Consider the following 22,716-nt stretch of genomic DNA (forward strand, 5'->3'; position numbering starts at 1 on the left):
CACGGCCGGGCGGCGCGCGGCCGGATTTCCCGGCCCGCCGCCATTGGTCTAGACCATAGCCGCTGGCGCGGGCGGCGGCATCTCGTTCCCCCGACCCGGGGGTCAGGTGGACGCGGACCGTCCGAAGACCCGGATGTACCCGCGGACCCGCACCGCCACTCCCCCGGGCGCCCGCCGCACGGCGAACCGCCGCGGGCGCGGCGGGGACACGCCGTCATACGACCACCGGACCTCGGCGAGCGCCAGTTCCCGCGCCGCGTCCCGGCCGAGATCGGCGCGGTGGGCGCGGGCGAAGTCCCAGCCGTCCCGGAACGACCCGCGGGTCGGCCGCCGCGCCGCCCAGCCGGTGAACGCCGCGCGCCAGGACGTCCCGTAGGACGCGGCGAGCGCGGGCCAGGCGCGGGCGACCTCGCCGGCCCGCTTGAGGAGGATGCCGTGCGCGGCGGCCCCGACCGCGCCGGCGTCGAAGCCGTCCGGGAGCGGCCCGCCGGCCGTCATCGCGCGGACGAGCGCCTCCTGCGCCGCCGCCAGGCCGGGGTCGAAGCCGGGGTCGAAACCGGGGTCGGAGCCGGGCGCGAAGGGGCCGCTCATGTGACCGCCGGGAAGCCGGACGCGGCGGCGAGGGCGTCCAGCTCGGCCCGCAGCTCCGCGGCCGGCGGGTAGCGTCCGTCGCGCTCCAGCAGCAGCGCGGGCGGGCGGCGGCGCGCGCACAGCTCGGCCACCAGGTCCAGGACCTCGGCCGGGACGGCGGCGGCGTGGGTGTCGTGGTACCGGCCGCCCTGCTCGGTCCCGCCGGCGACGTGGCAGTAGGCGACGCGGTCGAGCGGCAGCCGGTCGAGGAGGCCGAGCGGGTCCTCGCCGCGGTTGCGCGCGTTGGCGTACACGTTGGCGACGTCCAGCAGGAGCAGGGCGCCGGTGCGGTCGAGCAGCTCGGTCAGGAAGTCGGCCTCGGCGTACTCGGCGTCCGGCCAGTCGAACAGCGAGGCGATGGGCTCGACGGCCAGCGGGACGGGCAGCTCGGCCTGCGTGCGGCGGATGTTGGCGGTGAGCGCGTCCAGCGCGGCGCGGGTGCGCGGCACCGGCAGCAGGTGGCCGGCCTCGATCCCGCCCGCCCGGACGAACGCGACGTGCTCGCTCACCAGCGGCGCGCGCAGCGCCTCGGCGCACGCGGCCAGGTGCGCGACCCGCTCGGCGGCGACGGGCTCGGCGCCGCCGAGCGACAGCTTCACGCCGTGCGGGACGACCGCGGCGCCCCGGTCGCGCAGCTCCGCCAGCTCCGGCGCGGGGCGCGCCGGATGCACGGACTCGGCGATCACCTCGGCGAAGCGCAGCCCCGGCAGCGCGGCGACGAACCCGGCGATCTCCGGCCGCCAGCCGATGCCGACGCCCCGCTCCGGGAGGTCAGGCGCCGCCACCGCAGCCCCCGCCCCCGCCGCAGCTCCCGCCGCCGCAGCCGCTCCCCCCGCCGCACGACCCGCCGCCGCACGACCCGCCGCCGCACGACCCGCCACCGCCGCAGGAGGCGGACGAGCACACCGCGGCGGTGGACGAGCACGACGCCGTGCCGCCGCCGCCCGCGGCCGTCGAGACGCCGGTGAGCTGCAGGTAGCGGCCGAGTCCGGCGGTCTGGGCGAACAGCGGATCGAACTCCATCAGCGCCGCCGTACCGAACAGCGCGACGCCCATCAGGATCTCGCGCCCGCCGAGCCCGGCGTAGGACGCGCCCTCCGGGTCGAGGTGGGGATTGCGCTCCCTGGCCCGTTCGACGGCCCGCTCCCCCTCCTCGGTGCGCCCGCCGTCCGCCGACCCGAGCGCCAGCCCGGCGATCGACAGGACGGCCAGCCCGGCGATCGGGACCGCGCGGTACCAGCCCTCGTACACGTCGGCGACGACGAAGGCCAGGAAGCCGATCGCGATCCACCCGGTGAGGATCCCCTGCGCGATCCGCAGCCGCAGCCGCCCGCCCGGCGAGATCACCATGCCCTGCGCGGCCAGCCCGTCGCGGAGCCGGTCGCGCGCGGCCCGGACGGCCGGGTCCGCGGTGAGCGCGGCGAGCGATCCGCCCCGGCCCGCCGCGATCACCCCGTACACGGCCGCGTCCAGCGGCGTCCCGGCGGCGCGCGGGCCGTCCCCGGACGGCGGGGTCGCCACCAGCCGCCCGTCGGCGTGCACGTCCAGGGCGCCGTCGAGCCGGAGCGCCGTGACCGAGGCCGCGATCGCGTGCCTGCCGCCGCCGTGCAGGTAGGCGACCTCGTACGGGTGCAGATCGCGGGTCGGGGGGCCGCCGCGCAGCACGCCCGCCCGGACCCTCCGCAGCACCCCCACCAGCACCAGCCCGACCAGGAGGTGGGCCGCTAAGAACCCCAGCGCGGGGCCCCAGATCTCGTCAACCATGGCGCGCTCCCGTCCTGCCGCACGTTCCGCCATCAGACGCGGAGGCGCCGTCCGCGGTTCAGCCGGTTCCGGCGGCCCGGCCGGGCCGAGGCCGGCCGGGGGCTACTCCTCCTGGTCGAGGCCCTTCTCGATGGCGTAGCGGACGAGCTCGACGCGGTTGTGGAGCTGGAGCTTGCCGAGCGTGTTCTGCACGTGGTTCTGCACGGTGCGATGTGACAGGACGAGGCGCTGCGCGATCTGCTTGTACGTCAGGCCCTTGGCGACGAGCCGCAGCACCTCGGTCTCGCGGTCGGTGAGGCGGGGCGCGTCGTCGTCCTCGCGGGCGGGCGCGGCGGCCAGCCGGCGGAACTCGCCGAGGACGAGGCCGGCGAGGCCCGGGGTGAAGACGGCGTCGCCCTCCCCGGTGCGGCGGACGGCGTCCAGGAACTCCTCGCGGGCGGCGGACTTCAGCAGGTAGCCGGTGGCGCCCGCCTTCACCGCCTCCAGGACGTCCTGCTGCTCACCGCTCGCCGACAGCACCAGCACCCGGACGGGCGGGTCGGCGGCGGCCAGGCGGCGGGTCACCTCGACGCCGCTGAGATCGGGCAGCTGGAGGTCGACGACCGCGACCTCGGGGCGCGCGGCGGCGGCGACGCGGACGGCGGCGCGGCCCTCGCCGGCGGTCGCGACCACGTCGTGCCCGGCCTCGGCGAGGTCGCGGGCGACGGCCTCGCGCCACATCGGATGGTCGTCCACGACCATGACTCGCAGGCTCACGCCGACACCCTAGGACGGGAGCCCGGCCGGCGGGGCACGGTCATCTCGATCTCGGTGCCCTCGCCGGGCGCGGAGAAGATCACGACCTCGCCGCCGAGGTCGGCGACGCGGCCCCGGATGGACTGGGCGACGCCGAGCCGCCCGGCCGCCGCGGCCTCGTCCAGCCGCCCGGCGGGCATGCCGGGCCCGTCGTCGCGGACGCTGACGGTGACCTCGCCGCCGCCGTCCTCCAGCAGGACCCACGCGCGGGCGCCGTCGCCGCAGTGCCGCGCCACGTTGTCGAGGGCCGCCGCCACGGCCGCCGCGACCTCCCGCGCGGCGTGCGCGGGCAGCCGTACCTCGGTCGCCGGCGTGGAGACGGTGACGGACGTGGACGCGTGCGCGGTCAGCAGCGGCCGCAGGTCGGCCTCGCCGCCGTCCGGGGTCCGGGCGCCGGGGACCCGCGCGTCCGGAGCCCGCGGCGGGGCGGTGCCGATCAGGGCGCGCAGCGCGGCCTCCTGCTCGCCCGCCAGCCGGCCCAGCTCGGCCGCCTCGCCGCCGAGCTCGCCGCCGCGCCGCTGCACCATGGCGAGGACCTGCAGCACCGAGTCGTGGATGCGGCGGGCGAGCCGCTCGCGCTCCCGGTTGGCCGACTCCAGCTCCACGGCCCGCGCGAGCCGCGCCTCCGCCTCGCGCGCCAGCCGGACGACGTGCCCGACGACGAGCCCGGCGAGCAGCAGCAGCACGATGCCGTTGAACGTGGTGCCGCCGACGCCGCCGCTCGTCCCGGCGATCACGTGCACCAGCAGGTTCGCCGCGGCGAGGACGACCGCGGCGGCGAGGCCGAGCCGGCGCCCGCCCACCACCGCCCACGACAGCACCGCCGCGGCCACCCACGACACCGGCAGCGTGGGGCGCCCGGCGGCGATGTTCGCGGGCGTCTCCACCCACGCCGTCGCCAGCACGCAGCCCGCGGCGACCGCGAGGTCGGCGGCCAGCAGCGGGCGGCCGCGCCGGCGCGGGTCGCCGAACGCGCGGACGGCGTAGCCCGTCCAGGCGGCCATGGCGGCGAGGACGGCCCAGCCGGCGGCCGGGTGCGCGTAGCCGTCGGAGTTCATGGCGATCACGACCGCGGCGTACACCAGCGCGAGGCCGCGGTAGACCGCCACGGCCCGCCACAGCGCGGCCTCCAGGCCCATCATCCCCGGCCGCTCACCCGTGGCCGCTCAGGCCGCCGTCGTCGTCCGCCGGCCGCGCCCGCCCGCCGGCCGCCTCCGCCTTCACCTCGGCGGCGTACCGGTCGACGTACTCCTGCCCGGACAGCTCCCGGATCGCCGCCATGATCTCGTCGGTGATCTGCCGCAGCACCTCGTGGTCGTCCTCGCGGCCGTAGAACCGGGAGAAGTCCATCGGCTTCCCGAACCGCACGCCGGGCCGCACCCCGAGCCGCGGCAGCGGCCTGCCGGGGGGCATCAGCTCGAACGTGTTGATCATCGCCATCGGGATCACCGGGACGCGGGACTTCAGCGCCAGCCGCGCCACCCCCGTCTTGCCCCGGTACAGCCGGTTGTCGGGCGCCCGGGTGCCCTCCGGGTAGATGCCGAGCAGCTTGCCCTCGCCGAGGATCCGCAGCCCGGTCTGGAGCGCGGCCTCGGCCGCGTCCCCGCCGGTCCGGTCGACGGGCACGACGCCCACCCCGGTGAAGAAGCCCTTGCTTATCAGCCCCTTGATCCCTTTGCCGGTGAAGTACTCGCCCTTGCCGATGAAGTAGATCGGGCGCAGCAACGGCAGCGGGCCGAAGAAGTGGTCGGCGAACGACAGGTGGTTGCTCACCATCAGCGCCGGGCCGCGCAGCGGGACGTTGCGCATCCCCTCGTTCCGCGGCCACCACAGGAGGTAAAGGATCGGCGACAGGACGATCCTGAGCAGGATCCAGAACCACAGCATGCGGACACCTTCCTCGGACCGGCGCTCCGGGGCGAGCGCGGCCGGTCCCTGGCCGACGGGAGATGATGGGACATCTTCCCACTCCATGTCGCAGCGATCTACCGGCCGGTACCCCGGAACGGGACGCGGTCCGCGCGACGGCGGGGCCGCCCGGGAACGTAGGCTCTGAACGGTGAACCTCAATCGGGTGCGCCGGGGGGCTTGTCCCGCGCGTCGCAGCGAATACCGTGGGACACACGTTTCGGGGTGTCCGGGAGCGCCGCCGCGCGGCGGGGGCGCGAGCGGGCACCGCACTGTCGTCAGGGGAGCGGAGGCCGTCATGCCGGTGCTGCCGGCCACGCCGGAGACGTCGAAGGAGCCGGCCCCGTGAATCGCCGTGGCAATGGACTGTCGGCCGACACCTACGCCCCGCTGGTCGACCTCGCCCCGCATCTGGCGGACGCCATGCTGGCGGCGCTCGGCGAGGCCGGGGTCGCCGCCTACGCCACCTCGCCGTCCGGGTTGCCGGAGCCCGCCGACGCGTCCGCCGGGCCCGCACCCGGCGACGTCCTCGACCGGCTCTACGTGGACGTCGACATGAAGCCCACCGCCGAGGGCATCCTCCGCGTCCACCTGGCCCGGCTCCGCGACGCCTCGTCCCGCGGCTCCGACGACGCGCGCGGCGAGAAGGCCGGGCGCGCCGAGAAGCCCGACCGCGCGGACACCGACCTCGCCGACCCCGCCGGCGGCGACCCCTCGCCCGACGCCGCGCCGGACGCCGGCCGGGGTTCCGGGCGGGGCGCCGGGCAGGGCGCGGGCGGCGCGGCCGAACGCGACGAGGACGCCATCTGGGCCGAGATCGTCGCCGGCTTCGACGACGTGCCCGACGGCGACGACGTCCCCTGGCCGGACGAGGAGAACCTCCGCGAGCCCGCCGACCCGCCTGAGGAGGGCGACGACCGCACCGGCCGCCTCCCCCGCGCCCGCGTGATCAAGGCGACGGAGGTGCCGGAGTTCCCGCCCGACGCCGACGACGAGGGCCACTACGTCCCGCCGCCTCCCCCGCCGCTGCCGGCCGCCGACCCGCTCACCAAGGGCGCCTGGGTCGCGCTGATCGGCGGGCCCGTCTACCTGCTGATCACCGTCATCCTCGACTGGGAGGTCCCCGGCTGGGCCGCCTTCCTGGCCGTCGCCGCCTTCATCGGCGGCTTCGTCACCCTCGTCCTGCGCATGGGCGACGAGCCCCGCGACCCCGACGACGGAGCCGTGGTCTAGCCGACGTCCAGGTCGGCCATGACCGGGCGGTGGTCCGTCGCCGCCGGGTAGTCCGCGGCGAAGGCCGCGCCGGCGGGGACGCCGCAGCCCCTGACGGCCACCGCGGGGTCGGTGAAGACGGCGTCGATGCGGCGGTTCGGGTTCCGCGACGAGAAGGTGGGCTCCTCCCCCGCGGGGGCGGCCAGGCGGGCGTCCGTGAAGCGCCGGGCCAGGGCGTTCCAGGCGTCGCCGCCCGGCTCCTCGTTGAAATCGCCCGCGAGGACCACCGGGGCGCCGTAGCGGGCGCGGGCGCGGTCGAGGTGGGCGAGGATCTCGTCGGCGTGGCGTCGCCGCGGCCCCGGCTTCAGGTCCAGATGGGTGCTCGCGGCGATGAAGCGGGCGCCGCCGACCTCCAGGACGGCGATCGCCAGGGCCCGGCGGTGCAGCTGCGGATCCGGTGTGAGCAGGTGGAACTCGCGGGCCCTGCGCCGGACGCGGCGGGCGGTGAGGACGGCGAGCCCGCAGGCCCGCCGCCCCGCCGCGATCCGCATGCCGCACGCGTTCGCCAGCAGGCGCCGCCGCAGCCGCCAGGCCCCGAAGCGCGGGACCTCCTGCAGGCACAGCACGTCCGGGGCGGCGGCGCGGACGACGCGGGCCACCGCCGCCGGGTCGTCGCGCAGCGACCGGACGTTGTAGCTCAGCAGGCGGACCGCGGCCACGCCTACACGATCACGTCGTGCAGCGGGCGGACGCGGGCGAGGTCCGCGGCGCCGACGATGCCCGCCGCCGAGCCCAGCTCGGCGATGCGGATGTCGGGCAGCGGGCGGTGGCCGCGTCCGGTCAGCGCGTCCTCGAACGCCGCGCGGATCGGGTCGAGCAAAAGGTCGCCGGCGTCCGACAGGCCGCCGCCGATGATGAAGGCGCCCGGATCCAGGATGGCGCTGAGGTCGGCGAGCCCCTGGCCCGCCCAGTGCGCGATCGTGCGGAAGCACTCCAGCGCGGCCTTGTCGCCCTCGCGGGCCGCCTGCGACACCTCGGGGCCGCTGATGCCCTCCGGCCGCCCGCCGCCGAGTTCCAGCAGCCGCCCCGCCATCGCGGGCGCCACCCGGGCCAGATCGCGGGCCTCGTGCACCAGGGCGTTGCCGCTGGCGTACTGCTCCCAGCAGCCGCGGTTGCCGCAGCCGCAGCGCCGCCCGTCCGGGACGACCCGGAAGTGGCCCATCTCGGCGCCGATGCCGAACCGGCCCCGGTACAGCTCGCCGTTGATGATGATGCCGCCGCCGATGCCGGTGCCGAGCGCCACCAGGACGAGGAAGTTCTCCCCGCGCCCGGCGCCGAAGCGGGCCTCGCCCCACGCGGTCGCGTTGCCGTCGTTCTCCACGACGACCGGCAGCCCGACCAGGCTCTCGACCTTCTCCTTGATGGGCTCGTCGCGCCAGGCGAGGTTCGGCGCGAACAGCACCGTGGCGCGCGCCTCGTCCACGAAGCCGGCCGTGCCGAGGCCGACCGCCGAGACCTCGTCGTACTTGCCCTTGAGCAGCTCGACGACCTCGGCGATGGTCTCGGCGGTCTCCTTCGGGTTCGTCGAAGGAGTGGGCCGGCGGACCTTCTCAAGGATCGTCCCGCGGTCGTCGACGACCCCCGCGGCCACCTTGGTGCCGCCCACATCCACGCCGATGGTCAGGGCCATGTAACGCTTCCTCCTCCTCGCGCGCCCCGGCTGGAGCCATTCACCGCACTACCCGTTGCCGGCGGTTTGGCACGGTCCCGCGCGCCGCCGCCGCCTCCATCATCCCCCCGGCACCGGCCCGCGCGGTATAGCGCCTCGTCGGCGGGACGCGGCGGCGGCCGCTCAGCGCTCGACGCGCCGCTTGAGCCCCTTCAGCGCGGAGTCGATGATCCGCTTCTCGCCCTTGCGCTTCACCATGCCGATCATCGGGATGCGGACGTCCACGGCCAGCTCGTAGGTCACCTCGGTGGCGCCGCCCTCCTCGGCGAGGGCGTAGGTGCCGTGCAGGCCGGTGACGACCGTGCCGGGCTCCACCAGCTCCCACGTGACCCGGTCGTCGCCCTCCCAGGTGTAGGCGAGGCCGACGGTGTCGCTGAACGGGCCGCCGTCGAACGTCAGCCGGCCGCGCAGCGCGCGGCCGTCCTCGCCGGTCTCCTGCACGGTGAACTCGCGGATGCCGCTCGCCCACTCCGGGTAGGCCTCCAGGTCGGCGATCACCGCCATGATGTCGGCCTTCCCGGCCTTGACCGTGATGGAAGAACTCGTGCGGTCCGCCATCTGCGTCTCCCTCCGGCTCCTCTCGGGCCCGCGCCGGGGCCCGCTGTCGTTCCGACGGTATCCGTCACACCGTCAGGACGTGCGGAACGCCGCGGGCCCGGAAGTGCCCGACGTTCACGCACTCGGTGCGGCCGATCCGGATGCGGCTCGCGAGCGGCTGGTGGACGTGCCCGAACAGCACGTACTTCGGCTGCGTGCGGTGGATCGCGTCCAGGATCGCCTCGCTGCCCCGCTCGAACCGGCGCGCGACCGTGTCGTACAGCAGCTCGGGGACGGCGGGCGGGATGTGGGAGCACAGCACGTCCACCTCGCCGACGGCCTCGACCTTGGCCGCGAAGGTCTCCTCGTCCAGCTCGTAGGGGGTGCGGTACTCGGTGCGGAGGCCGCCGCCGACGAACCCGAACCGCAGCCCGCCGATCTCGGCGGTCTCCCCGTCCAGGACGTGGTGGCCGTCGCGCAGGTGCGGGCCCCACATGCGCGGGACGTCCACGTTGCCGTAGGTGAGGTACGCCGGGGACGGCATGGCCGCGAACAGCTCCGCGTACTGCCGGTCGACCGCCCGCTCGATGTGCGGCCACGCGTCGCCCTCCAGCGACGCCCACAGGCCCCGGGAGAACGCGCGGGCCTCGTCGAAGCGCTTCTCGGTGCGCAGCGCGATGAAGCGGTCGGCGTTCTCCTGGCCGAACAGGTCGGCGAAGATGCCCTGCCCGTGGTCCTGGTAGTCGATGAACAGGATCAGGTCGCCGAGGCAGATGAGGACGTCGGCGCCGTCCGCCGCGCTCACCAGGGCGTCCGCGCGGCCGTGGACATCGCTCACCACGTGGATCCTCATGAACCGACTCTAATAGGGCAGACCGCCGCGGAGAACGGGCAGGGCGCCCGGTGCCGGCGGGCCGGCTCAGCCGGTCGCGGCCGACACCAGCGAGCGCCACTCCCGGACGAGGTCCGCGTCGACGGGCGCGTCCCAGGCGCCGTCCGGTCGGACGGCGGTGCCCACGTGGAAGGCCGTGACGCCCGCAGCGGCGAGGACCGCGACGTGCTTGCGGCGCAGCCCGCCCCCGGCCATGATCATCCCGGCGGCGCCGGGGCCCTCGGCGGCCCGCCGGACCAGCACCCCGACGCCGGCCTCGACCCCGCGCGGCGACCCGGCCGTGAGGACGGTGTCGAGCCCGCCGCCGAGATGCCGGACGGTGCGCCACGCCTGGGCGGGGTCGGCGGCGTGGTCGAGCGCGCGGTGGAACGTCCAGGGCAGCGGCGCGGCGACGGCGGCGAGCTTGCCGGTGGCGGCCGCGTCGACCTGCCCGGCCGAGTCGAGGAAGCCGAGCACGAAGCCGTCCGCGCCGGCCTCCGCGAGGTCGGCGGCGGCCCGGCGGAGCCGGTCCAGCTCGGCGCCGGTCGTGCGGAACCCGGCGTTGGCGCGCAGCATCACCCGCATCGGCAGCGTCGTGGCCGCCCGCACGGCGGCGACGAGGTCGGGATCGGGGGTGAGCCCGTCGGCGGCCATGTCGGCGACGACCTCGATCCGGTCGGCGCCGCCGTCCTGCGCGGCCCGCGCGTCGTCCGCGGTCAGCGCGATCACTTCGAGCAGCGACATGGCGATCTCCCGAACGGCGTCCGTTGTGCGAGCGGGACAAGCGTAGGCGACCCGGCGCCCGCGGCCGCGCGGCGGCGGGCCGTCTTTGCCGTGCCGTTAACCCGGCGGCGTGCGCCCCGCCGCGGATCGGGCACGGCCATTGGGCGGGCGTCGTCCCTACTCATGGGTATCATTCGGGTGCGGGAAGGCGCCCGGCGATTTCCCGCCGACCTGGAAGACCGACAACGGGAGTGGGCCGTGCGCGAGTTCAGCGTCCCCGCGATGGTGGAGGTCCCCGACTCCGCCAATCTCACCGACGCGCCCTTCACCAGGGCCGCCGAGGAACCCGGCGCCATCGTGGCGCGCCGGAAGGAGGGCGACGCGTGGAGCGCGGTCACCGCGGCCGAGTTCGCGGCCGAGGCCGCGTCGGTCGCCAAGGGCCTCGCGGCCGCCGGGATCGAGCCCGGCGACCGGGTGTGCCTGCTGTCGCGGACCCGCTACGAGTGGACCGTCCTCGACTACGCGATCTGGACGGCCGGGGCCGTGTCCGTCCCCATCTACGAGACCTCGTCCGCCGAGCAGATCGAGTGGATCGTCGGCGACTCCGGCGCGAAGGCCGTGTTCGCCGAGACCGCCGAGCACGCGGCGCGGGTCGCGGAGGTCCGGGACCGGCTGCCGGCCCTCGCGCACGTGTGGGAGATCGACGGGGGCGGGATCGAGGAGGTCGTCGCGCTCGGCGCCGAGACCGGCGACGACGTCGTCGAGGAGCGCCGCCGGTCCCGCACCGCCGCCGACATCGCCACGCTCGTCTACACCTCCGGCACGACGGGGCGCCCCAAGGGCTGCGAGATCACCCACGGGAACCTCGTGTCGACCGCCCGCAACGCCGTGCAGGGCGCGATCTCCGAGGTCGTGGTCGAGGGCAGCTCCACGCTGCTGTTCCTGCCGCTCGCCCACGTGTTCGCGCGGATGATCGAGGTGGCGACGATCGAGGGCGGCATCGTCCTCGGGCACAGCGACATCCCGAACCTGCTGCCCGACCTCGCCTCCTTCCGGCCGACGTTCCTGCTGGCCGTCCCGCGCGTGTTCGAGAAGGTCTACAACGGCGCCGAGCAGAAGGCCGCGGCGGAGGGCAAGGGCAAGATCTTCAAGGCGGCGGCCGAGACCGCGATCGCCTACAGCCGCGCGCTGGACGCGGGCCGCCCCGGCCTCGGGCTCCGGGCGAGGCACAAGCTCTTCGACGTCCTGGTGTACGGCAAGCTGCGCGCCGCCGTGGGCGGCAGGGTGGAGTACGCGGTGTCGGGCGGCGCGGCGCTCGGCGAGCGCCTCGGCCACTTCTTCCGCGGCGTCGGCATCACGATCCTGGAGGGCTACGGGCTCACCGAGACGACCGCGCCCGCCACCGTCAACCGCCCCACCGCCCTCAAGATCGGGACGGTGGGCCGGCCCATCCCCGGCGTGGACCTGCGCATCGCCGACGACGGCGAGATCCTCGTCCGCGGCATCAACGTGCTGCGCGGCTACTGGAACAACGAGGCCGCCACGAAGGAGGCCCTGGAGGACGGCTGGTTCCACACCGGCGACCTCGGCTCCCTCGACGAGGACGGCTTCCTGCGGATCACCGGGCGGAAGAAGGAGATCCTGGTGACCGCGGCGGGCAAGAACGTCGCGCCCGCCCCGCTGGAGGACAGGCTCCGCGCCCACCCGCTGGTCAGCCAGTGCCTCGTCGTCGGCGACGGGCGCAAGTTCATCAGCGCGCTCGTCACGCTGGACGAGGAGGCCCTCGGCCCGTGGAAGTCGCAGCACGGCAAGCCCGAGGCGATGACGATGGACGAGCTGCGCACCGACCCCGACCTCGTCGCCGAGATCGATGCCGCGGTCGCCGAGGCCAACAAGTCGGTCAGCCGCGCGGAGGCGATCAAGAAGTACGTCATCCTCGGCGTCGACTTCACCGAGGAGGCCGGCCACATGACGCCGAGCCTGAAGGTGAAGCGCAACGTCGTGATGAAGGACTTCGCCGACGAGATCGAGTCCCTCTACACCGCGTAGCCCCTGCACCGCGTAGCCCCTGCACCGCGTAGCCCGCTCCGCGCCGCCCGGGCGCGGGGCGGTCAGCCGAGGGAGGCGACGGCGTCCCCGATCGGGGTGCCGCCGTTCAGCAGGTCGAGCGTGCGGCGGCGGACGCCGGGGGCGTCGAGCAGCGCCGCGATGACGGCCGCCACGTCGTCGCGGGTGACCGGGCCGTGCCCGATCGGCGGCTCCTCCAGCCGCACCAGCCCGGTGCCGGGGTCGTCGGTGAGCCGCCCCGGGCGCAGGATCAGCCAGTCGAGCGCGTCGCGGCCCTTCAGGTCGTCCTCGGCCTCGCCCTTGGCCCGGATGTAGGCCTCCCACACCTCTCCGCGCCCCGGCGCGGGCTTCTCCCCGGCGCCCATCGCGGAGATCTGCACGAAGCGGCGCACGCCGGCGCTCTCGGCCGCGTCCGCCATCAGCACCGACGCGGCCCGGTCGACGGTGTCCTTGCGGGCCGCGCCGCTGCCGGGGCCCGCCCCGGCGGCGAACACGACCGCGTCCGCGCCGGCCAGGCGGGCGGCGACGGTGTCCGTGTCCGCGGCCTCCAGGTCGCACACCACCGGTTCGGCGCCGGCCTCCCGGACGTCGGCCGCGTGGTCCGGGTTGCGGATGATGCCGCGCACGGTGTCCCCCCGCGCGGCCAGCAGCCGGGACAGCCGCAGCGCGATCTGCCCGTGCCCGCCCGCGATCGCAATGTCCATGCCGTGATCGTAGAACGGCCGGCCGCCCGGACGCGCGCGGACGCGGCCGGTGAGGGCGAACCCCACCGGCCGCGCGTCCGGCGTCGCTCAGCGGCGGCGCCCAGAGTTGATCGTCTGGACCGCGCGCTGCATCAGCTGGTCGCTCATCACGTTGATGAAGTCGCCGTGGTCCGTCACCGGGTCGTGGCCCGACTCGGGGAAGCTGTCCAGCGCGAAGGCCAGGGGCTTGGCCGGCAGCTCGTAGGAGATCGTCATCCGCAGCTGCGGGACGGCCTTGGTGCCCTGCGGGCAGGCGCCGGTCCGCTGGTCGGGGAAGACGATGTGGTCGCGGTGGTTGGCGCTGTCGGTGTTCTGCCCGTCCCAGCAGCTCGGGAAGTTCAGGACGCGCTCCACCTGGCTGCCCTGCGGGCACAGCGGGTACTTGTCGGTGAACGCGCGGTTCTCGAACCCGCTGCACGTCCACGACGCGTGCGCGTTCTTCAGGCCGTTCGTGACGGCCTTGGCGTCACCGGTGGCGATCCGGATGAACCGCGGCATCGCCGCCACCTTGGTGCGCGGGTTGCCGAGGAACTGCAGCTTCACGCTGGACGGGGTGACGATGCTGCCGACGTTGCCGTCCGCCTTGCTCTGCTCCGCCCGGTCGGAGTTGTCCTCGCCGTCGCGGAGCCGGATCACCGGCCAGAAGTACGCCGACTTGTCGCCGTTGGTGCAGGTCGTCCCGGCAGCGGCGAACGTCTCGTCGGTGGAGAAGGCGTTCGTGTCCAGGTTGCCCACGTAGTCGTGGATGTGGTGCGCGCCGTTCACGACGCCGGGCGCCGCGAGGACGTTGTCGGGGTTGCTGTGCGCCTGGCCCTCGTTCACGCCGCAGTTGGACGAGAACACGCCGGTGGACGCGTTGCGGGTGCGGCGCGGCTGGCGGACGCGCGGCGCCCTGCGGATGTCGACGAACTGGTCCGCGCGCAGCTCCGGGTTCGGCGGCTGCTGCTGGCCCTGGTCACCGTTGCCCTGGTCACCGTTGCCCTGGTCACCGTTGCCCTGGTCACCGTTGCCCTGGTCACCGTTGCCCTGGTCACCGTTCTGGCCGTCGCCCTGGTCGCCGTTCCCTTGGTCGCCGTTCTGGCCGTCGCCCATCTGACCGCCGTCGCCCATCTGACCGCCGTCGCCCATCTGACCGCCGTCGCCCATCTGACCGCCGTCGCCCATCTGACCGCCGTCGCCCATCTGGCCACCGTCGCCCATCTGGCCACCGTCGCCCATCTGGCCACCGTCGCCCATCTGACCGCCGTCGCCCATCTGGCCACCGTCGCCCATCTGGCCACCGTCGCCCATCTGGCCACCGTCGCCCATCTGACCGCCGCCGGCGCCGCCTCCCGCGCCTCCGGTCGGGTCGGCGGTGGGCTGGCCGTAGCCGCCGTTCTGCTGGCCGCCGTTCTGCTGCCCGCCGTTCTGCTGGCCGCCGCCCTGCAGGTTCGGGATGCCGGAGCCGTCATTGCCCCCGGCGGGTTGTTCGGGGTAGGCGGCCGGATTCGCCGCCTTGCTCGTCTGCGGGCCGTTCGGCTGGGCCACGGCGCCGGGGGTCTCCTGGCAGGCCGTCGCGACCAGGGCGAGCGCCGGGATCATCACGGCGATGGCCTTCTTCTTTCGTCCCATGGAAAAGGTCTCCCTTTGCGGGGTGGGATGTGTACGTCAGTGCAGGGCGCGCCGGGGAACCAGCCCGGTACTCTCCAGCAGCGAAATATGCGTGTTCACGAATTTCATTCCGCTTTCGATGAACTGCCGCATCACGGTGTTCTCGGTCTGCGCGCGAGCCTTCGCGAGGAGCTGGAAGACCTGCCCATGCGCGGCGCGCAGCCGCAGCACGAAGGTCTTGTCGTAATCGGCGCCGAACTTGCCCGACAGTTCTCTGAGCCAGCTCTTCTGCGCCCCGTTGGGCTCGACGGGGAGGAGTACGCCCAACTGCTCCGCGGTGGAGCGGGTGGCGGCGTCCAGTTGCATGTGCTGCGCCGAGATGATCCCGGCGACCTCCCGCACCCTGGGGGACGCGGCACGCTGCTGGGCCTGCTGGCCTGCGGGAGTCTCCCACAGGTTGGCTTGCCTGACCTTGACGAGCACCGTTCTGTCGAGGGCGCTCAGCCGTCCCCACTTGGTGTTCACGGTGCCGCCGAGCTGAGCCGCGCCGCTGGCGGGGACGCCGACCGGATTCATGACGACCACGTAGGCGGCCACCGCGGCGGCGACCACCGCCAGTATCAGCAGCGGACGCCCTCCGCGAAGGCGCGGGAGCCTGCGCATCTCTGCCATTCCGTACGCCTTCCCCATGATCACTCTCCTCCTCTCCGGATCGCTTCTGCGGACACGACGCGGGTCTCGCCATGAATACGCACCGCACTAGCGGGATGGTTCAACGATGTCCACTTTTCGTCGTCTTTTTTCTGCACCCGGATTTCATCGCCTGGACGGCGCTCCCGGCACGCCGTCGACGACGCGCAGCGCCAATGCCGGGCACATCGCGACCGCTTTCTGCACGTCCTTCTCCAGCCATGCGGGAATGTCCGTGCCGAGCACCACGGGGAAGCCGTACCGGTCGAGCTGGATCAGCTCGGGGACGAGGTAGGCGCACAGGCCGTGCCCGTCGCACCGGCTCCAGTCGATCGCCACCCTCCCCTCCGAGCCGTCCGGCACCGGCAGCGGCAGCACGCCGTAGGTCGACAGGCCGCAGCCGCCGCCCCAGCGGTGCGCGTCGATGTCGGCGGTGAACGCCTCCATCGCCGACAGCACGAACTTGGCGGTCCCGTCCGGGTGGGTGCAGGCGCCGCGCCCGCGGCCCACGCCGGCGGCGCGGCGGACGTCCTCCACCGTCCCGGCGCCCTCGGTGAGCGCGTTCAGCGACCGGACGACGTCGGGCAGCCCGAGCCGGCACGGCCCGCACTGCCCGGCGGACTGCGCCGCGAGGTAGGAGGCGATCCGGGTGACCTCGCCGAGCGGGCAGGTGCCCTGGGTGAGCGGCAGGATGATGCCGGCGCCGACCGTCCCGCCGACGCGCCGCATCCCGGCGCGCGACAGCACGGCCCGCGACACCCCGGCCGGGTCGAGCCACATGCCGTGGTACCCGCCGACGAGCACGCCCGGCGACGGCGGCACCTGGCAGTGGTCGAGGACGGTCTGCAGCGGCGTCCCGTAGGGCGCCTCCACGACCTGCGTGCCGCCGATCGTGAGCAGCGTGGTGCCCGGCTCGTCCTCCGTCCCGGCCGAGGCGTACAGGTCGGGGCCGAGCGACACCAGCACCGCGAGCTGCGCGAACGTCTCGGTGTTGGACAGCAGCGTCGGGAACCCGTCCACCCCGGAGTCGGACGCGCGGACCTTGACGCCCGGCGGGATCGGCACCTCCCCGTTGATGGCGCGGATCACCGCGCCGCTCTCCCCGGAGATGAACCGCTCGGTCAGCCGGACGACGCGGGCCGGCATCCGCCGCTCGCTGATCGCGGCGCGCACGGAGCGGGCGGCCTCGTCGTCCTCGACGGCCACCACGATCCGCTGCGTGCCGAGCGCGGACGCGGCGATCTGCGCGCCGTCCAGGACGAGGTGCGGGGCCCGGCAGAGCAGCACCTTGTCCTTGGCGCTGCCGGGCTCGCCCTCGGCGCCGTTCACCACCACGACGACGTTCTCGCTGGAGCCGCGCTCGTCCGCGCGCTCGCCGGGCAGCAGCGCCGTCTGGTCGGCGGTCGGGTGCTTGATCCGCGCCGCGACGGCCATCAGCTTGCGCGCGAACGGGAAGCCGGCGCCGCCCCGCCCCCGCATGTCGACCTGCTCGGCCATGCGGACGAGCTCGTCCAGCCCCGGCGCGCGGAGCTTGCCGTGCACGGCCAGGTGCCGGTCGATGTCCAGCCGGTCGAACCGGTCGAACCCGAGCGTCAGGCGGGGGCCGCCGATGCCCGAGACGGTGACCGTCGACGTCATCGCATGACCTCGGTGTCACGGCCCGGCCCGGTCACCGGTATGCCGCGCGTGTCGGAGACGGTCCGGCGCGGGTCGTCGGCGAAGTCCCGGTCGGGGAAGTCGCGGTCGTCGAGGTCGCGGGCCGCCGCGCGGGCGCGTCCCTCGGCGTGCTCGCGCGCGGCCATCTCGCGCCGGTACCGGGCGCGCCCGGCGCCGTCCGGCAGCGAGAACGAGTCGATCTCGTCCCCGGCGCGGGGCAGCTCGCGCGGCTTGATCACCACGATCATGCGGGTGACCAGGGCGAGCACGACGAGCACGACGCTCATCACGTAGCTGAGCACCACCCAGTTCGCCGCGGACCGGCCGGTGATGAGGCCGTGCACGATCGCCGTCGGCCAGGCGATGTAGGCGAGCACGTGCATCGACCGCCACACCCAGGTCTTGCCGCGGATCGCGAACTTCGCCCGCACCATCCCGGTGATCAGCACGAGGAACATCAGCTCGGCCGCGATGGTGCCGAGCCCGATGGCGCCGCCGTCCGGGATGATGATGTTGCTCGGCAGGGCGAGCCCGTTCATCACCTTCACCGAGATGTGCGCGACCAGCATCGCCGTGGCGACGACGGCCGCGGCGCGGTGCACGGCCTGCGCGAGCACCCGGTGCCGGATCTTCAGGATCAGGCGCTCGGTGGCGAGCAGCCCGAACATCACGGCCGTGGTGTAGGAGACGAGGGCGAAGACGCCCGCGTAGAAGTTGAGGAAGTACTGCACGTTCGCGACCGCGACCGCTCCCGGCGGGGTCGCCGCGCCGACGAGCACCAGCACCGCGCCGGCGAGTACGACGCGCAGTACCCAGGTGGGCACCGCGGGATCATCACTGCTGCGAGTTCGCACCGTTCGGACTCCTCTTCCTAGGTGGCGGCCGGCGCCGGAGCGGCGGCCGATCCTGTGCCGTCCTCCGGCTCGGGGCTGGGGGACGGTGATGACGGCGGCTCCTCGTCCGCCGCGGGGACCGGGCCGAGGTTGGCCATCAGGCCCCCGGGAAGCACTTGCAGGGCGCCGCGCTCGGCGAACCCGAGGAGCGGCTTGGCCCGCTCCCGGAACGTCCAGCCGCCGATCTCGGCGCCGTCCAGCGGGACCGCGCCCGCGCCGGCGCGCAGCGCGAACCCGACCTCGGGGCGCGGCGCGGCCGCGCCGCCGCAGGGCCGGGCGGTGCCGGTGCGGCCGAGCGCGGCGCCCTGCTCGACGACGCTGCCGTCGCGCAGCTTCGGCACCCCGCTCAGCCCGTAGTAGGTGGTGGCGAGGCCGCTCGCGTGCACGAGCATCACCAGCGCGTTGCCGGACGAGTTGCCGCAGAAGCGGTAGAGGCGGCCTTCTCCGGCGGCGACGACGCGGCCGTCGCCGCCGGAGAAGGCCAGCGAGGCGAGCGGGCGCGGGGACGTGGAGCCGTCCGAGGTCGTCATCGCCCAGACCTGGCCGATCTTCCACGGCAGCATGAGCCGGTCGCCGGCCCGGGTCCCGTTGACGAGGGCGGCGGCCTGCGCGGCGGAGACCGCCCCGTACTTGCTCAGCAGCCGCACCTCGGACGCCGACATGACGGCCGCGGGCACGTCGCCGAGCAGGGCGGCGAACGCCTTCCCGCCGGACAGCCCGACCTGCCACTCCTTGCCGGTCCAGTGGGCGGCGTAGAACGCGACCTCCGGGTTGGCGGTGCTGGACTCGGGGACGGGGATCGCGGTCGTGCCGAACACCCAGGTGCGGTCGGCGCTCGTCCGGGTCGCGCCCACGATCGGCGCCTGCGTCGGCGCGGCGCCGTAGGCCTGCCGGGCGGCGGCGCCGCGCTCGTCCAGGGTCAGCTTCCGCACCTGCGCGGCGAGCGCCCGCAGGCTGGGGCCGTTCGGCTCGGCGCCCGGGGCGCCGCCGGCGGGCTGCTGCGCCCCCGGCTGCCGCGGCTGCGCGGGCGTGTCCGTGCCGGGCTTCGGCGGCTGGATCGCGCGCTCGGAGCCGACGGGGCCGGACGCTCCGCCGAGGGGGCCGCCGTCCAGCAGCGCCCGCTCGGCGATGCCGAGCAGCGACAGGCCGACGGCGGTGGACAGCACGATCGCGCCGATGCTCATCTTGTCGGTGGGGCGGCGGCCGCGGCGCGGCTTGGCCTTCGGGCCGGGGCGCGGCGGGGCCAGGTTCCGGGACGCGGCGCGGGCCGGCCGCCGGTTCTCCGGCCGCCGCTCGGGCCGCGGCCGCTCCGGGCGGCGCGGCGGCGGCGTGAACTCGCGGGACCGGTCGCGCTCCCGGCCGAGCCCCTCGCCGCGCGCGTCGAACGACGCGGTCCGCGCGTCGGGCCGGGCCGTGCGGGCGTCGGTCCGGGCGCCGGTGAGGGATTCGAACGATGCGGTCCGCGCGTCGAACGGGGCGGTGCGGGCGTCGGTCCGGGCGCCGATGAGAGATTCGAAGGATGCGGTCCGCTCGTCGGTGCGCGCCGCCGGCGGCGTCGTCGGCAGGTCTTTCCGCGTGGCGCGGGAGTCCGACTGCGCGGCGCGCATGTCGGGGCGGCGCGGCTCCGGCCGCTCCGCGCGCACGTCGCGCTCCGGGCGCGCCTGACGCTCGGGGCGCGCCTCGCGCTCCGTGCGCGGGTCGCGCTCCGAGCGCGGGTCGAGGCGCGCGGCGGGCCGCCGGTTCCTGGCCTCGAAGGGGTCGTCCCGGCCGGAACCGCGGTTGCGCACGTCGAACGGGTCGCCGCGCTGCTTGCGCCGCTTGGCGGGCGGCTCCTGCCGCTCCCGCGGCGCGCGGGAACCGCTCTCGCGCCGCTTCACCTCGCGCCGGCTCGGCTCCCGCCGGGACGACTTGCGCCCGCGCTCGGACCAGTCCGGCTGCTCCGACCACCAGGACCCTTCGGGCCACTGGGGCTCCTCGGACCAGCGGCCCTGCCCGGTCGCCGGTCTCGATGAGGGGCGCGCGGGCGTCTCCGCCCACGATGAAACATGCGTGTTGCTCCGGGACGCATGCCCGTTATCGCGTCGCGCCATGCCCTCTCCTGTGGAGGAGGCGGAGGGCTCGGCGAACGCCGGTGGTTCCGTGCCGCCGGGCTCATCGCCCGGCGGCGGTTCCGCTGAGACATCACGGGACCGCGGTGTCGGAGCCCGCTCGCTCCCACCGCGTTCCCCGAACGGATTCTCGGCGAACCCGCCCGATCACTCCGGGAGCATACGCCCCAGGAGCCACTCTGGCGCAATCGCCGCCGAAAAATCCGTGAGCCCCTGTCCCGCAGGCGTTTGCGCTCTCCGGACGAGTACGCACGAACAGCGCACCGGGTTCAGTACCTCCGGCGGCCGCCGCGGAAATTCTCGCGCCGGCGGCGCGGCCACCGCGCGGCGCGCCCCTCCCGGCCGGACGGCGCGGTTCGCGGCCGAAGCTGGAAGGGGGCTTAGCGACGACTGATCCGCCCCTTAAGCGCGCTTTAACGGTGCTGCCGCCGGCCGCGGGCCGCCCTAGCTTCGGGAACGTCAGCGGCCGCGGACGCGAGCGAGGCAGGAGGTGGCCCCAATGAAACGATCACCGCGACACGGGATCGGCCCGAAGGCCGCCGCCCCGCCTCCCGCGCGCCCGCGGCCGGGCACCGACGCGGGACCGAGCCCCGCGGTGCCGGATGCCGGGGCCGCGCCCCGTGCTCCCGTTCACGCGGACCCGATCCCGCCCCGCGGACCGGCCCACCCGGCGCGCCCCACCTCCAGGTTCTCCCCACGAGGGCGCCGGGCCGGCCGCGGCGGATCACACCCACCCCACCTCGGCAGGGGCGGTCCGCGGGAATCGGTCTCCGGAGCACGGGGCGCGATCCCTAACGCTCGGCCCGGCGCTCGGCTCGGCGCTCAACTCGGCGCTCAACTCGTCCAGGGGAGGCGGACCGCCTCCAGGGACGGGTCGGTCAGCACCGCCTCGACGAGCGGCGCCGGACCCACGATCTTCGTGCCCCACAGGTCCCAGTCGCAGTAGACGACCCAGGACCGGTCCTCGGGCCACAGATTGGACGGGCAGCTGCTCAGGCCGGGATGGTCGTACAGGGCGGCCGCGTCGCCCAGCCGGCCGGCGAGGACGGTGTCGTCGTCCCAGTCGGCGGTGACCAGCGGGCAGTAGTACGCCAGGCAGCGGGTGCCCGCGCCGGACGGGCTGTACCGCAGCAGGATCCCCATCAGCCGGTACCAGCTCTCCCGGTCCAGGCAGCCCTCCGCGGGCGGCCGGACCGCGGCGGACCAGCTCCCCGCCGGATGGCCCTGGCGCAGGCAGCGGCTGCCCGGCAGCGCCCCCTCCGGGACGACCGGCTCACCGAAGCCCCGCGCCAGCTCCCGCCAGCGCAGCCGCCGCCACCCCGCGCCCGGGTCGCCGCTGCGGCCGAGGTCGACGCCGGTGACGATGGCGCCCTCCAGCAGGTCGCCCATGTCGGACGGCCCGGTCAGCCCCGCCGCCGCCACCGTCTGGTGGACATCGTCGTGGGTCGTGGTGACCAGGCCCTCCTCCCACACGTACATCGCGTGCAGGAGCCAGGCGGCGTCGGGGCGGCGCGGCGGCTCGAACCCCGAGTGGCCGTGGCCCGGATCCAGCTCGCGCAGCCACCGGGCGGCCTCCCCCGGAACGCGGGCCCATGCGTCCTCGATGTCCATAGCCGCATCCTGCCATCTCAGGGGGCCAGCAGGGCGCCCAGCCGGGCGGCCTGGACCTCCCACCGCCATTCGCGCTCCACCCAGGCGCGGCCCCGCTCCCCCATCGCGCGGGCGCGGGACGGATCCGACAGCAGGGCGGTGAGCGCGGCGGCGATCTCCGGGACGGACCGGCCCGGCACGACGAGGCCCGTCTCGCCGTCCAGGACGGCGTCCGGGGCGCCGCCGGAGTCGCCGGCGACCACCGGCAGGCCGGTCGCGGACGCCTCCAGGTAGACGATGCCGAGGCCCTCCACGTCCAGGCCGCGGCGGCGGGTCCGGCACGGCATCGCGAACACGTCGCCGGCGTCGTAGTGGGCGGGCAGCTCCTCCCAGGCCACGCCGCCGGTGAACACCACGGAGCCCCGCACGCCGAGGGACGCGGCGAGGCGCTCCAGGTCGCCCCGGTAGGGGCCGCCGCCGACGAGCAGGAGCGCGGCGTCCGGCTCGCTCCGCAGGACGCGCGGCCACGCGCGGATCAGCGCGTCCTGGCCCTTGCGCGGCACCAGCCGGGACACGCAGACCGCGACCGGGCGGTCCGCCAGGCCGTACCGGGCGCGGATCTCCTCGCCGCCGGTGTTCCGGTGGAAGACCTTCTCGTCGACGCCGGGCGCGAGCCGGGACATCCGCGCGGCGGCCCCCGGCGCCAGCGCCCGCGCCAGCCGGGCGCGGGTGTACTCGCCCAGGTAGGTCAGCACGTCCACGTCGTCCCCGATGCGGCGGAGCAGGCGCCGCGCCACCGGCAGCGCCGCCCAGCCGGCCTCGTGCCCGTGCGTGATCCCGACGAGCCGGGCGGCGCCGCGCCGGCGCAGCGCCGGGGCCAGCAGGCCGAGCGGCGCCGCCGCGCCGAACACCACCGAGTCGCAGCCCTCCGCGCGCAGCACGTCCGCGGCCCGGCGCAGCACCCCCGGCTCCGGCAGCATCAGCGAGCCCGGATGCCGCACGACCGGGAACGGCTGCCGCGCGTCGAACTCGGCGGCGCCCTTCCACGCCGGCGCGTACACCACCACCGAGCCGGCGGGGCGGCGGGCCGCGAGGCCGTGCACGAACGCCTGGATGCCGCCGGGGCGGGGCGGGAAGTCGTTGGTGACGAACAGGGTCTTGGTCATCGCCCGGTCAGGATACGGACCGCCGGGAACGCGGCGAGGCCCGC

General features: G+C 75.4%; 21 protein-coding genes. 2 read left to right on the forward strand and 19 right to left on the reverse strand.

Features of this window, described 5'->3' with window-relative positions:
• Window positions 1–102: 102 nt before the first annotated feature.
• The 6 genes from ABTW95_RS12760 to ABTW95_RS12785 form a co-directional block, all read right to left on the reverse strand.
• On the reverse strand, window positions 103–591 hold the full coding sequence (locus ABTW95_RS12760; protein ID WP_500226331.1) for an SCO6045 C-terminal-like domain-containing protein: 489 nt from the start codon (window positions 589–591) through the stop codon (window positions 103–105).
• Entirely contained in the window at window positions 588–1,415 is an 828-nt protein-coding gene (locus ABTW95_RS12765) for an MbnB/TglH/ChrH family RiPP precursor modification enzyme (RefSeq protein ID WP_500226332.1), read from the reverse strand. The genes ABTW95_RS12760 and ABTW95_RS12765 overlap by 4 nt, the downstream gene beginning before the upstream one ends.
• The gene (locus ABTW95_RS12770; RefSeq protein WP_500226333.1) at window positions 1,402–2,394 is read right to left on the reverse strand and encodes a TIGR04222 domain-containing membrane protein; all 993 of its coding nucleotides are present in this window, start codon (window positions 2,392–2,394) and stop codon (window positions 1,402–1,404) included. The genes ABTW95_RS12765 and ABTW95_RS12770 overlap by 14 nt, the downstream gene beginning before the upstream one ends.
• Before the next feature lie 102 nt (window positions 2,395–2,496).
• Window positions 2,497–3,135, reverse strand: coding sequence for a response regulator (locus ABTW95_RS12775; RefSeq protein ID WP_396447247.1), 639 nt, complete (start codon window positions 3,133–3,135; stop codon window positions 2,497–2,499).
• Window positions 3,136–3,146: 11 nt separating this feature from the next.
• Entirely contained in the window at window positions 3,147–4,331 is a 1,185-nt protein-coding gene (macS, locus tag ABTW95_RS12780) for a MacS family sensor histidine kinase (protein ID WP_500226334.1), read from the reverse strand.
• 10 nt (window positions 4,332–4,341) lie between these two features.
• Window positions 4,342–5,076, reverse strand: coding sequence for a lysophospholipid acyltransferase family protein (locus ABTW95_RS12785; protein ID WP_396447185.1), 735 nt, complete (start codon window positions 5,074–5,076; stop codon window positions 4,342–4,344).
• A 366-nt stretch (window positions 5,077–5,442) separates the two neighbouring features.
• On the opposite strand from ABTW95_RS12785, the gene ABTW95_RS12790 reads away from it, so the two are divergent.
• Complete coding sequence (locus ABTW95_RS12790) at window positions 5,443–6,330, forward strand: hypothetical protein (protein WP_500226335.1); 888 nt, start codon at window positions 5,443–5,445, stop codon at window positions 6,328–6,330.
• Here ABTW95_RS12790 and ABTW95_RS12795 read toward each other — a convergent pair.
• From ABTW95_RS12795 to ABTW95_RS12815, 5 genes are all read right to left on the reverse strand, one after another.
• Window positions 6,327–7,028: an endonuclease/exonuclease/phosphatase family protein gene (locus ABTW95_RS12795; RefSeq protein ID WP_396447187.1), complete on the reverse strand. Its 702-nt coding sequence runs from the start codon at window positions 7,026–7,028 to the stop codon at window positions 6,327–6,329. The genes ABTW95_RS12790 and ABTW95_RS12795 overlap by 4 nt on opposite strands.
• Before the next feature lie 2 nt (window positions 7,029–7,030).
• Window positions 7,031–7,999, reverse strand: coding sequence for an ROK family glucokinase (locus tag ABTW95_RS12800; RefSeq protein WP_396447188.1), 969 nt, complete (start codon window positions 7,997–7,999; stop codon window positions 7,031–7,033).
• A 162-nt stretch (window positions 8,000–8,161) separates the two neighbouring features.
• Complete coding sequence (locus ABTW95_RS12805) at window positions 8,162–8,596, reverse strand: SRPBCC family protein (protein ID WP_396447190.1); 435 nt, start codon at window positions 8,594–8,596, stop codon at window positions 8,162–8,164.
• A gap of 64 nt (window positions 8,597–8,660) precedes the next feature.
• Complete coding sequence (locus ABTW95_RS12810) at window positions 8,661–9,428, reverse strand: metallophosphoesterase family protein (protein ID WP_396447191.1); 768 nt, start codon at window positions 9,426–9,428, stop codon at window positions 8,661–8,663.
• 66 nt (window positions 9,429–9,494) lie between these two features.
• Window positions 9,495–10,190, reverse strand: coding sequence for a copper homeostasis protein CutC (locus ABTW95_RS12815; protein WP_396447192.1), 696 nt, complete (start codon window positions 10,188–10,190; stop codon window positions 9,495–9,497).
• Between the two features lie 237 nt (window positions 10,191–10,427).
• Between ABTW95_RS12815 and ABTW95_RS12820 the strand changes: the two genes are divergently transcribed.
• Window positions 10,428–12,218, forward strand: coding sequence for an AMP-dependent synthetase/ligase (locus ABTW95_RS12820; protein WP_500226336.1), 1,791 nt, complete (start codon window positions 10,428–10,430; stop codon window positions 12,216–12,218).
• A 62-nt stretch (window positions 12,219–12,280) separates the two neighbouring features.
• Here the strand turns inward: ABTW95_RS12820 and ABTW95_RS12825 are convergent, their stop codons facing one another.
• The 8 genes from ABTW95_RS12825 to ABTW95_RS12860 all read right to left on the reverse strand — a co-directional run bounded on the left by ABTW95_RS12825 (window position 12,281) and on the right by ABTW95_RS12860 (window position 22,672).
• On the reverse strand, window positions 12,281–12,940 hold the full coding sequence (locus ABTW95_RS12825; RefSeq protein ID WP_500226337.1) for an SDR family oxidoreductase: 660 nt from the start codon (window positions 12,938–12,940) through the stop codon (window positions 12,281–12,283).
• An 87-nt stretch (window positions 12,941–13,027) separates the two neighbouring features.
• Window positions 13,028–14,590, reverse strand: a complete 1,563-nt coding sequence (locus tag ABTW95_RS12830) for a DUF1996 domain-containing protein (protein WP_500226338.1) — start codon at window positions 14,588–14,590, stop codon at window positions 13,028–13,030.
• A gap of 36 nt (window positions 14,591–14,626) precedes the next feature.
• Window positions 14,627–15,259: a DUF4142 domain-containing protein gene (locus tag ABTW95_RS12835; protein WP_396447197.1), complete on the reverse strand. Its 633-nt coding sequence runs from the start codon at window positions 15,257–15,259 to the stop codon at window positions 14,627–14,629.
• A gap of 126 nt (window positions 15,260–15,385) precedes the next feature.
• A complete protein-coding gene (locus ABTW95_RS12840) occupies window positions 15,386–16,897 on the reverse strand; it encodes a ferredoxin (protein WP_500226339.1) in 1,512 nt (503 codons plus the stop codon).
• Window positions 16,894–17,739 (reverse strand): hypothetical protein, encoded by an 846-nt coding sequence (locus ABTW95_RS12845; RefSeq protein WP_500226340.1) that lies wholly within the window; start codon window positions 17,737–17,739, stop codon window positions 16,894–16,896. The genes ABTW95_RS12840 and ABTW95_RS12845 overlap by 4 nt, the downstream gene beginning before the upstream one ends.
• Before the next feature lie 47 nt (window positions 17,740–17,786).
• On the reverse strand, window positions 17,787–19,898 hold the full coding sequence (locus tag ABTW95_RS12850; RefSeq protein ID WP_500226341.1) for a hypothetical protein: 2,112 nt from the start codon (window positions 19,896–19,898) through the stop codon (window positions 17,787–17,789).
• A gap of 852 nt (window positions 19,899–20,750) precedes the next feature.
• A complete protein-coding gene (locus ABTW95_RS12855; protein ID WP_396447201.1) occupies window positions 20,751–21,527 on the reverse strand; it encodes a hypothetical protein in 777 nt (258 codons plus the stop codon).
• 17 nt (window positions 21,528–21,544) lie between these two features.
• Window positions 21,545–22,672, reverse strand: a complete 1,128-nt coding sequence (locus ABTW95_RS12860; protein WP_396447202.1) for a glycosyltransferase family 4 protein — start codon at window positions 22,670–22,672, stop codon at window positions 21,545–21,547.
• Window positions 22,673–22,716 lie beyond the last annotated feature (44 nt).

The sequence above is a fragment of the Spirillospora sp. NPDC127506 genome, from assembly GCF_040302145.1.
GTDB lineage: Bacteria > Actinomycetota > Actinomycetes > Streptosporangiales > Streptosporangiaceae > Spirillospora.

What these genes read in the sequence shown, in the direction of transcription:
- ABTW95_RS12760 (WP_500226331.1), bottom strand. Translation starts at nt 591, where the DNA reads ATGAGCGGCCCCTTCGCGCCCGGCTCCGACCCCGGTTTCGACCCCGGC.
- ABTW95_RS12770 (WP_500226333.1), bottom strand. Translation starts at nt 2,394, where the DNA reads ATGGTTGACGAGATCTGGGGCCCCGCGCTGGGGTTCTTAGCGGCCCAC.
- ABTW95_RS12775 (WP_396447247.1), bottom strand. Translation starts at nt 3,135, where the DNA reads ATGGTCGTGGACGACCATCCGATGTGGCGCGAGGCCGTCGCCCGCGAC.
- macS (WP_500226334.1), bottom strand. Translation starts at nt 4,331, where the DNA reads ATGATGGGCCTGGAGGCCGCGCTGTGGCGGGCCGTGGCGGTCTACCGC.
- ABTW95_RS12785 (WP_396447185.1), bottom strand. Translation starts at nt 5,076, where the DNA reads ATGCTGTGGTTCTGGATCCTGCTCAGGATCGTCCTGTCGCCGATCCTT.
- ABTW95_RS12800 (WP_396447188.1), bottom strand. Translation starts at nt 7,999, where the DNA reads ATGGCCCTGACCATCGGCGTGGATGTGGGCGGCACCAAGGTGGCCGCG.
- ABTW95_RS12805 (WP_396447190.1), bottom strand. Translation starts at nt 8,596, where the DNA reads ATGGCGGACCGCACGAGTTCTTCCATCACGGTCAAGGCCGGGAAGGCC.
- ABTW95_RS12810 (WP_396447191.1), bottom strand. Translation starts at nt 9,428, where the DNA reads ATGAGGATCCACGTGGTGAGCGATGTCCACGGCCGCGCGGACGCCCTG.
- ABTW95_RS12815 (WP_396447192.1), bottom strand. Translation starts at nt 10,190, where the DNA reads ATGTCGCTGCTCGAAGTGATCGCGCTGACCGCGGACGACGCGCGGGCC.
- ABTW95_RS12825 (WP_500226337.1), bottom strand. Translation starts at nt 12,940, where the DNA reads ATGGACATTGCGATCGCGGGCGGGCACGGGCAGATCGCGCTGCGGCTG.
- ABTW95_RS12830 (WP_500226338.1), bottom strand. Translation starts at nt 14,590, where the DNA reads ATGGGACGAAAGAAGAAGGCCATCGCCGTGATGATCCCGGCGCTCGCC.
- ABTW95_RS12835 (WP_396447197.1), bottom strand. Translation starts at nt 15,259, where the DNA reads ATGGGGAAGGCGTACGGAATGGCAGAGATGCGCAGGCTCCCGCGCCTT.
- ABTW95_RS12840 (WP_500226339.1), bottom strand. Translation starts at nt 16,897, where the DNA reads ATGACGTCGACGGTCACCGTCTCGGGCATCGGCGGCCCCCGCCTGACG.
- ABTW95_RS12850 (WP_500226341.1), bottom strand. Translation starts at nt 19,898, where the DNA reads ATGGCGCGACGCGATAACGGGCATGCGTCCCGGAGCAACACGCATGTT.
- ABTW95_RS12855 (WP_396447201.1), bottom strand. Translation starts at nt 21,527, where the DNA reads ATGGACATCGAGGACGCATGGGCCCGCGTTCCGGGGGAGGCCGCCCGG.
- ABTW95_RS12860 (WP_396447202.1), bottom strand. Translation starts at nt 22,672, where the DNA reads ATGACCAAGACCCTGTTCGTCACCAACGACTTCCCGCCCCGCCCCGGC.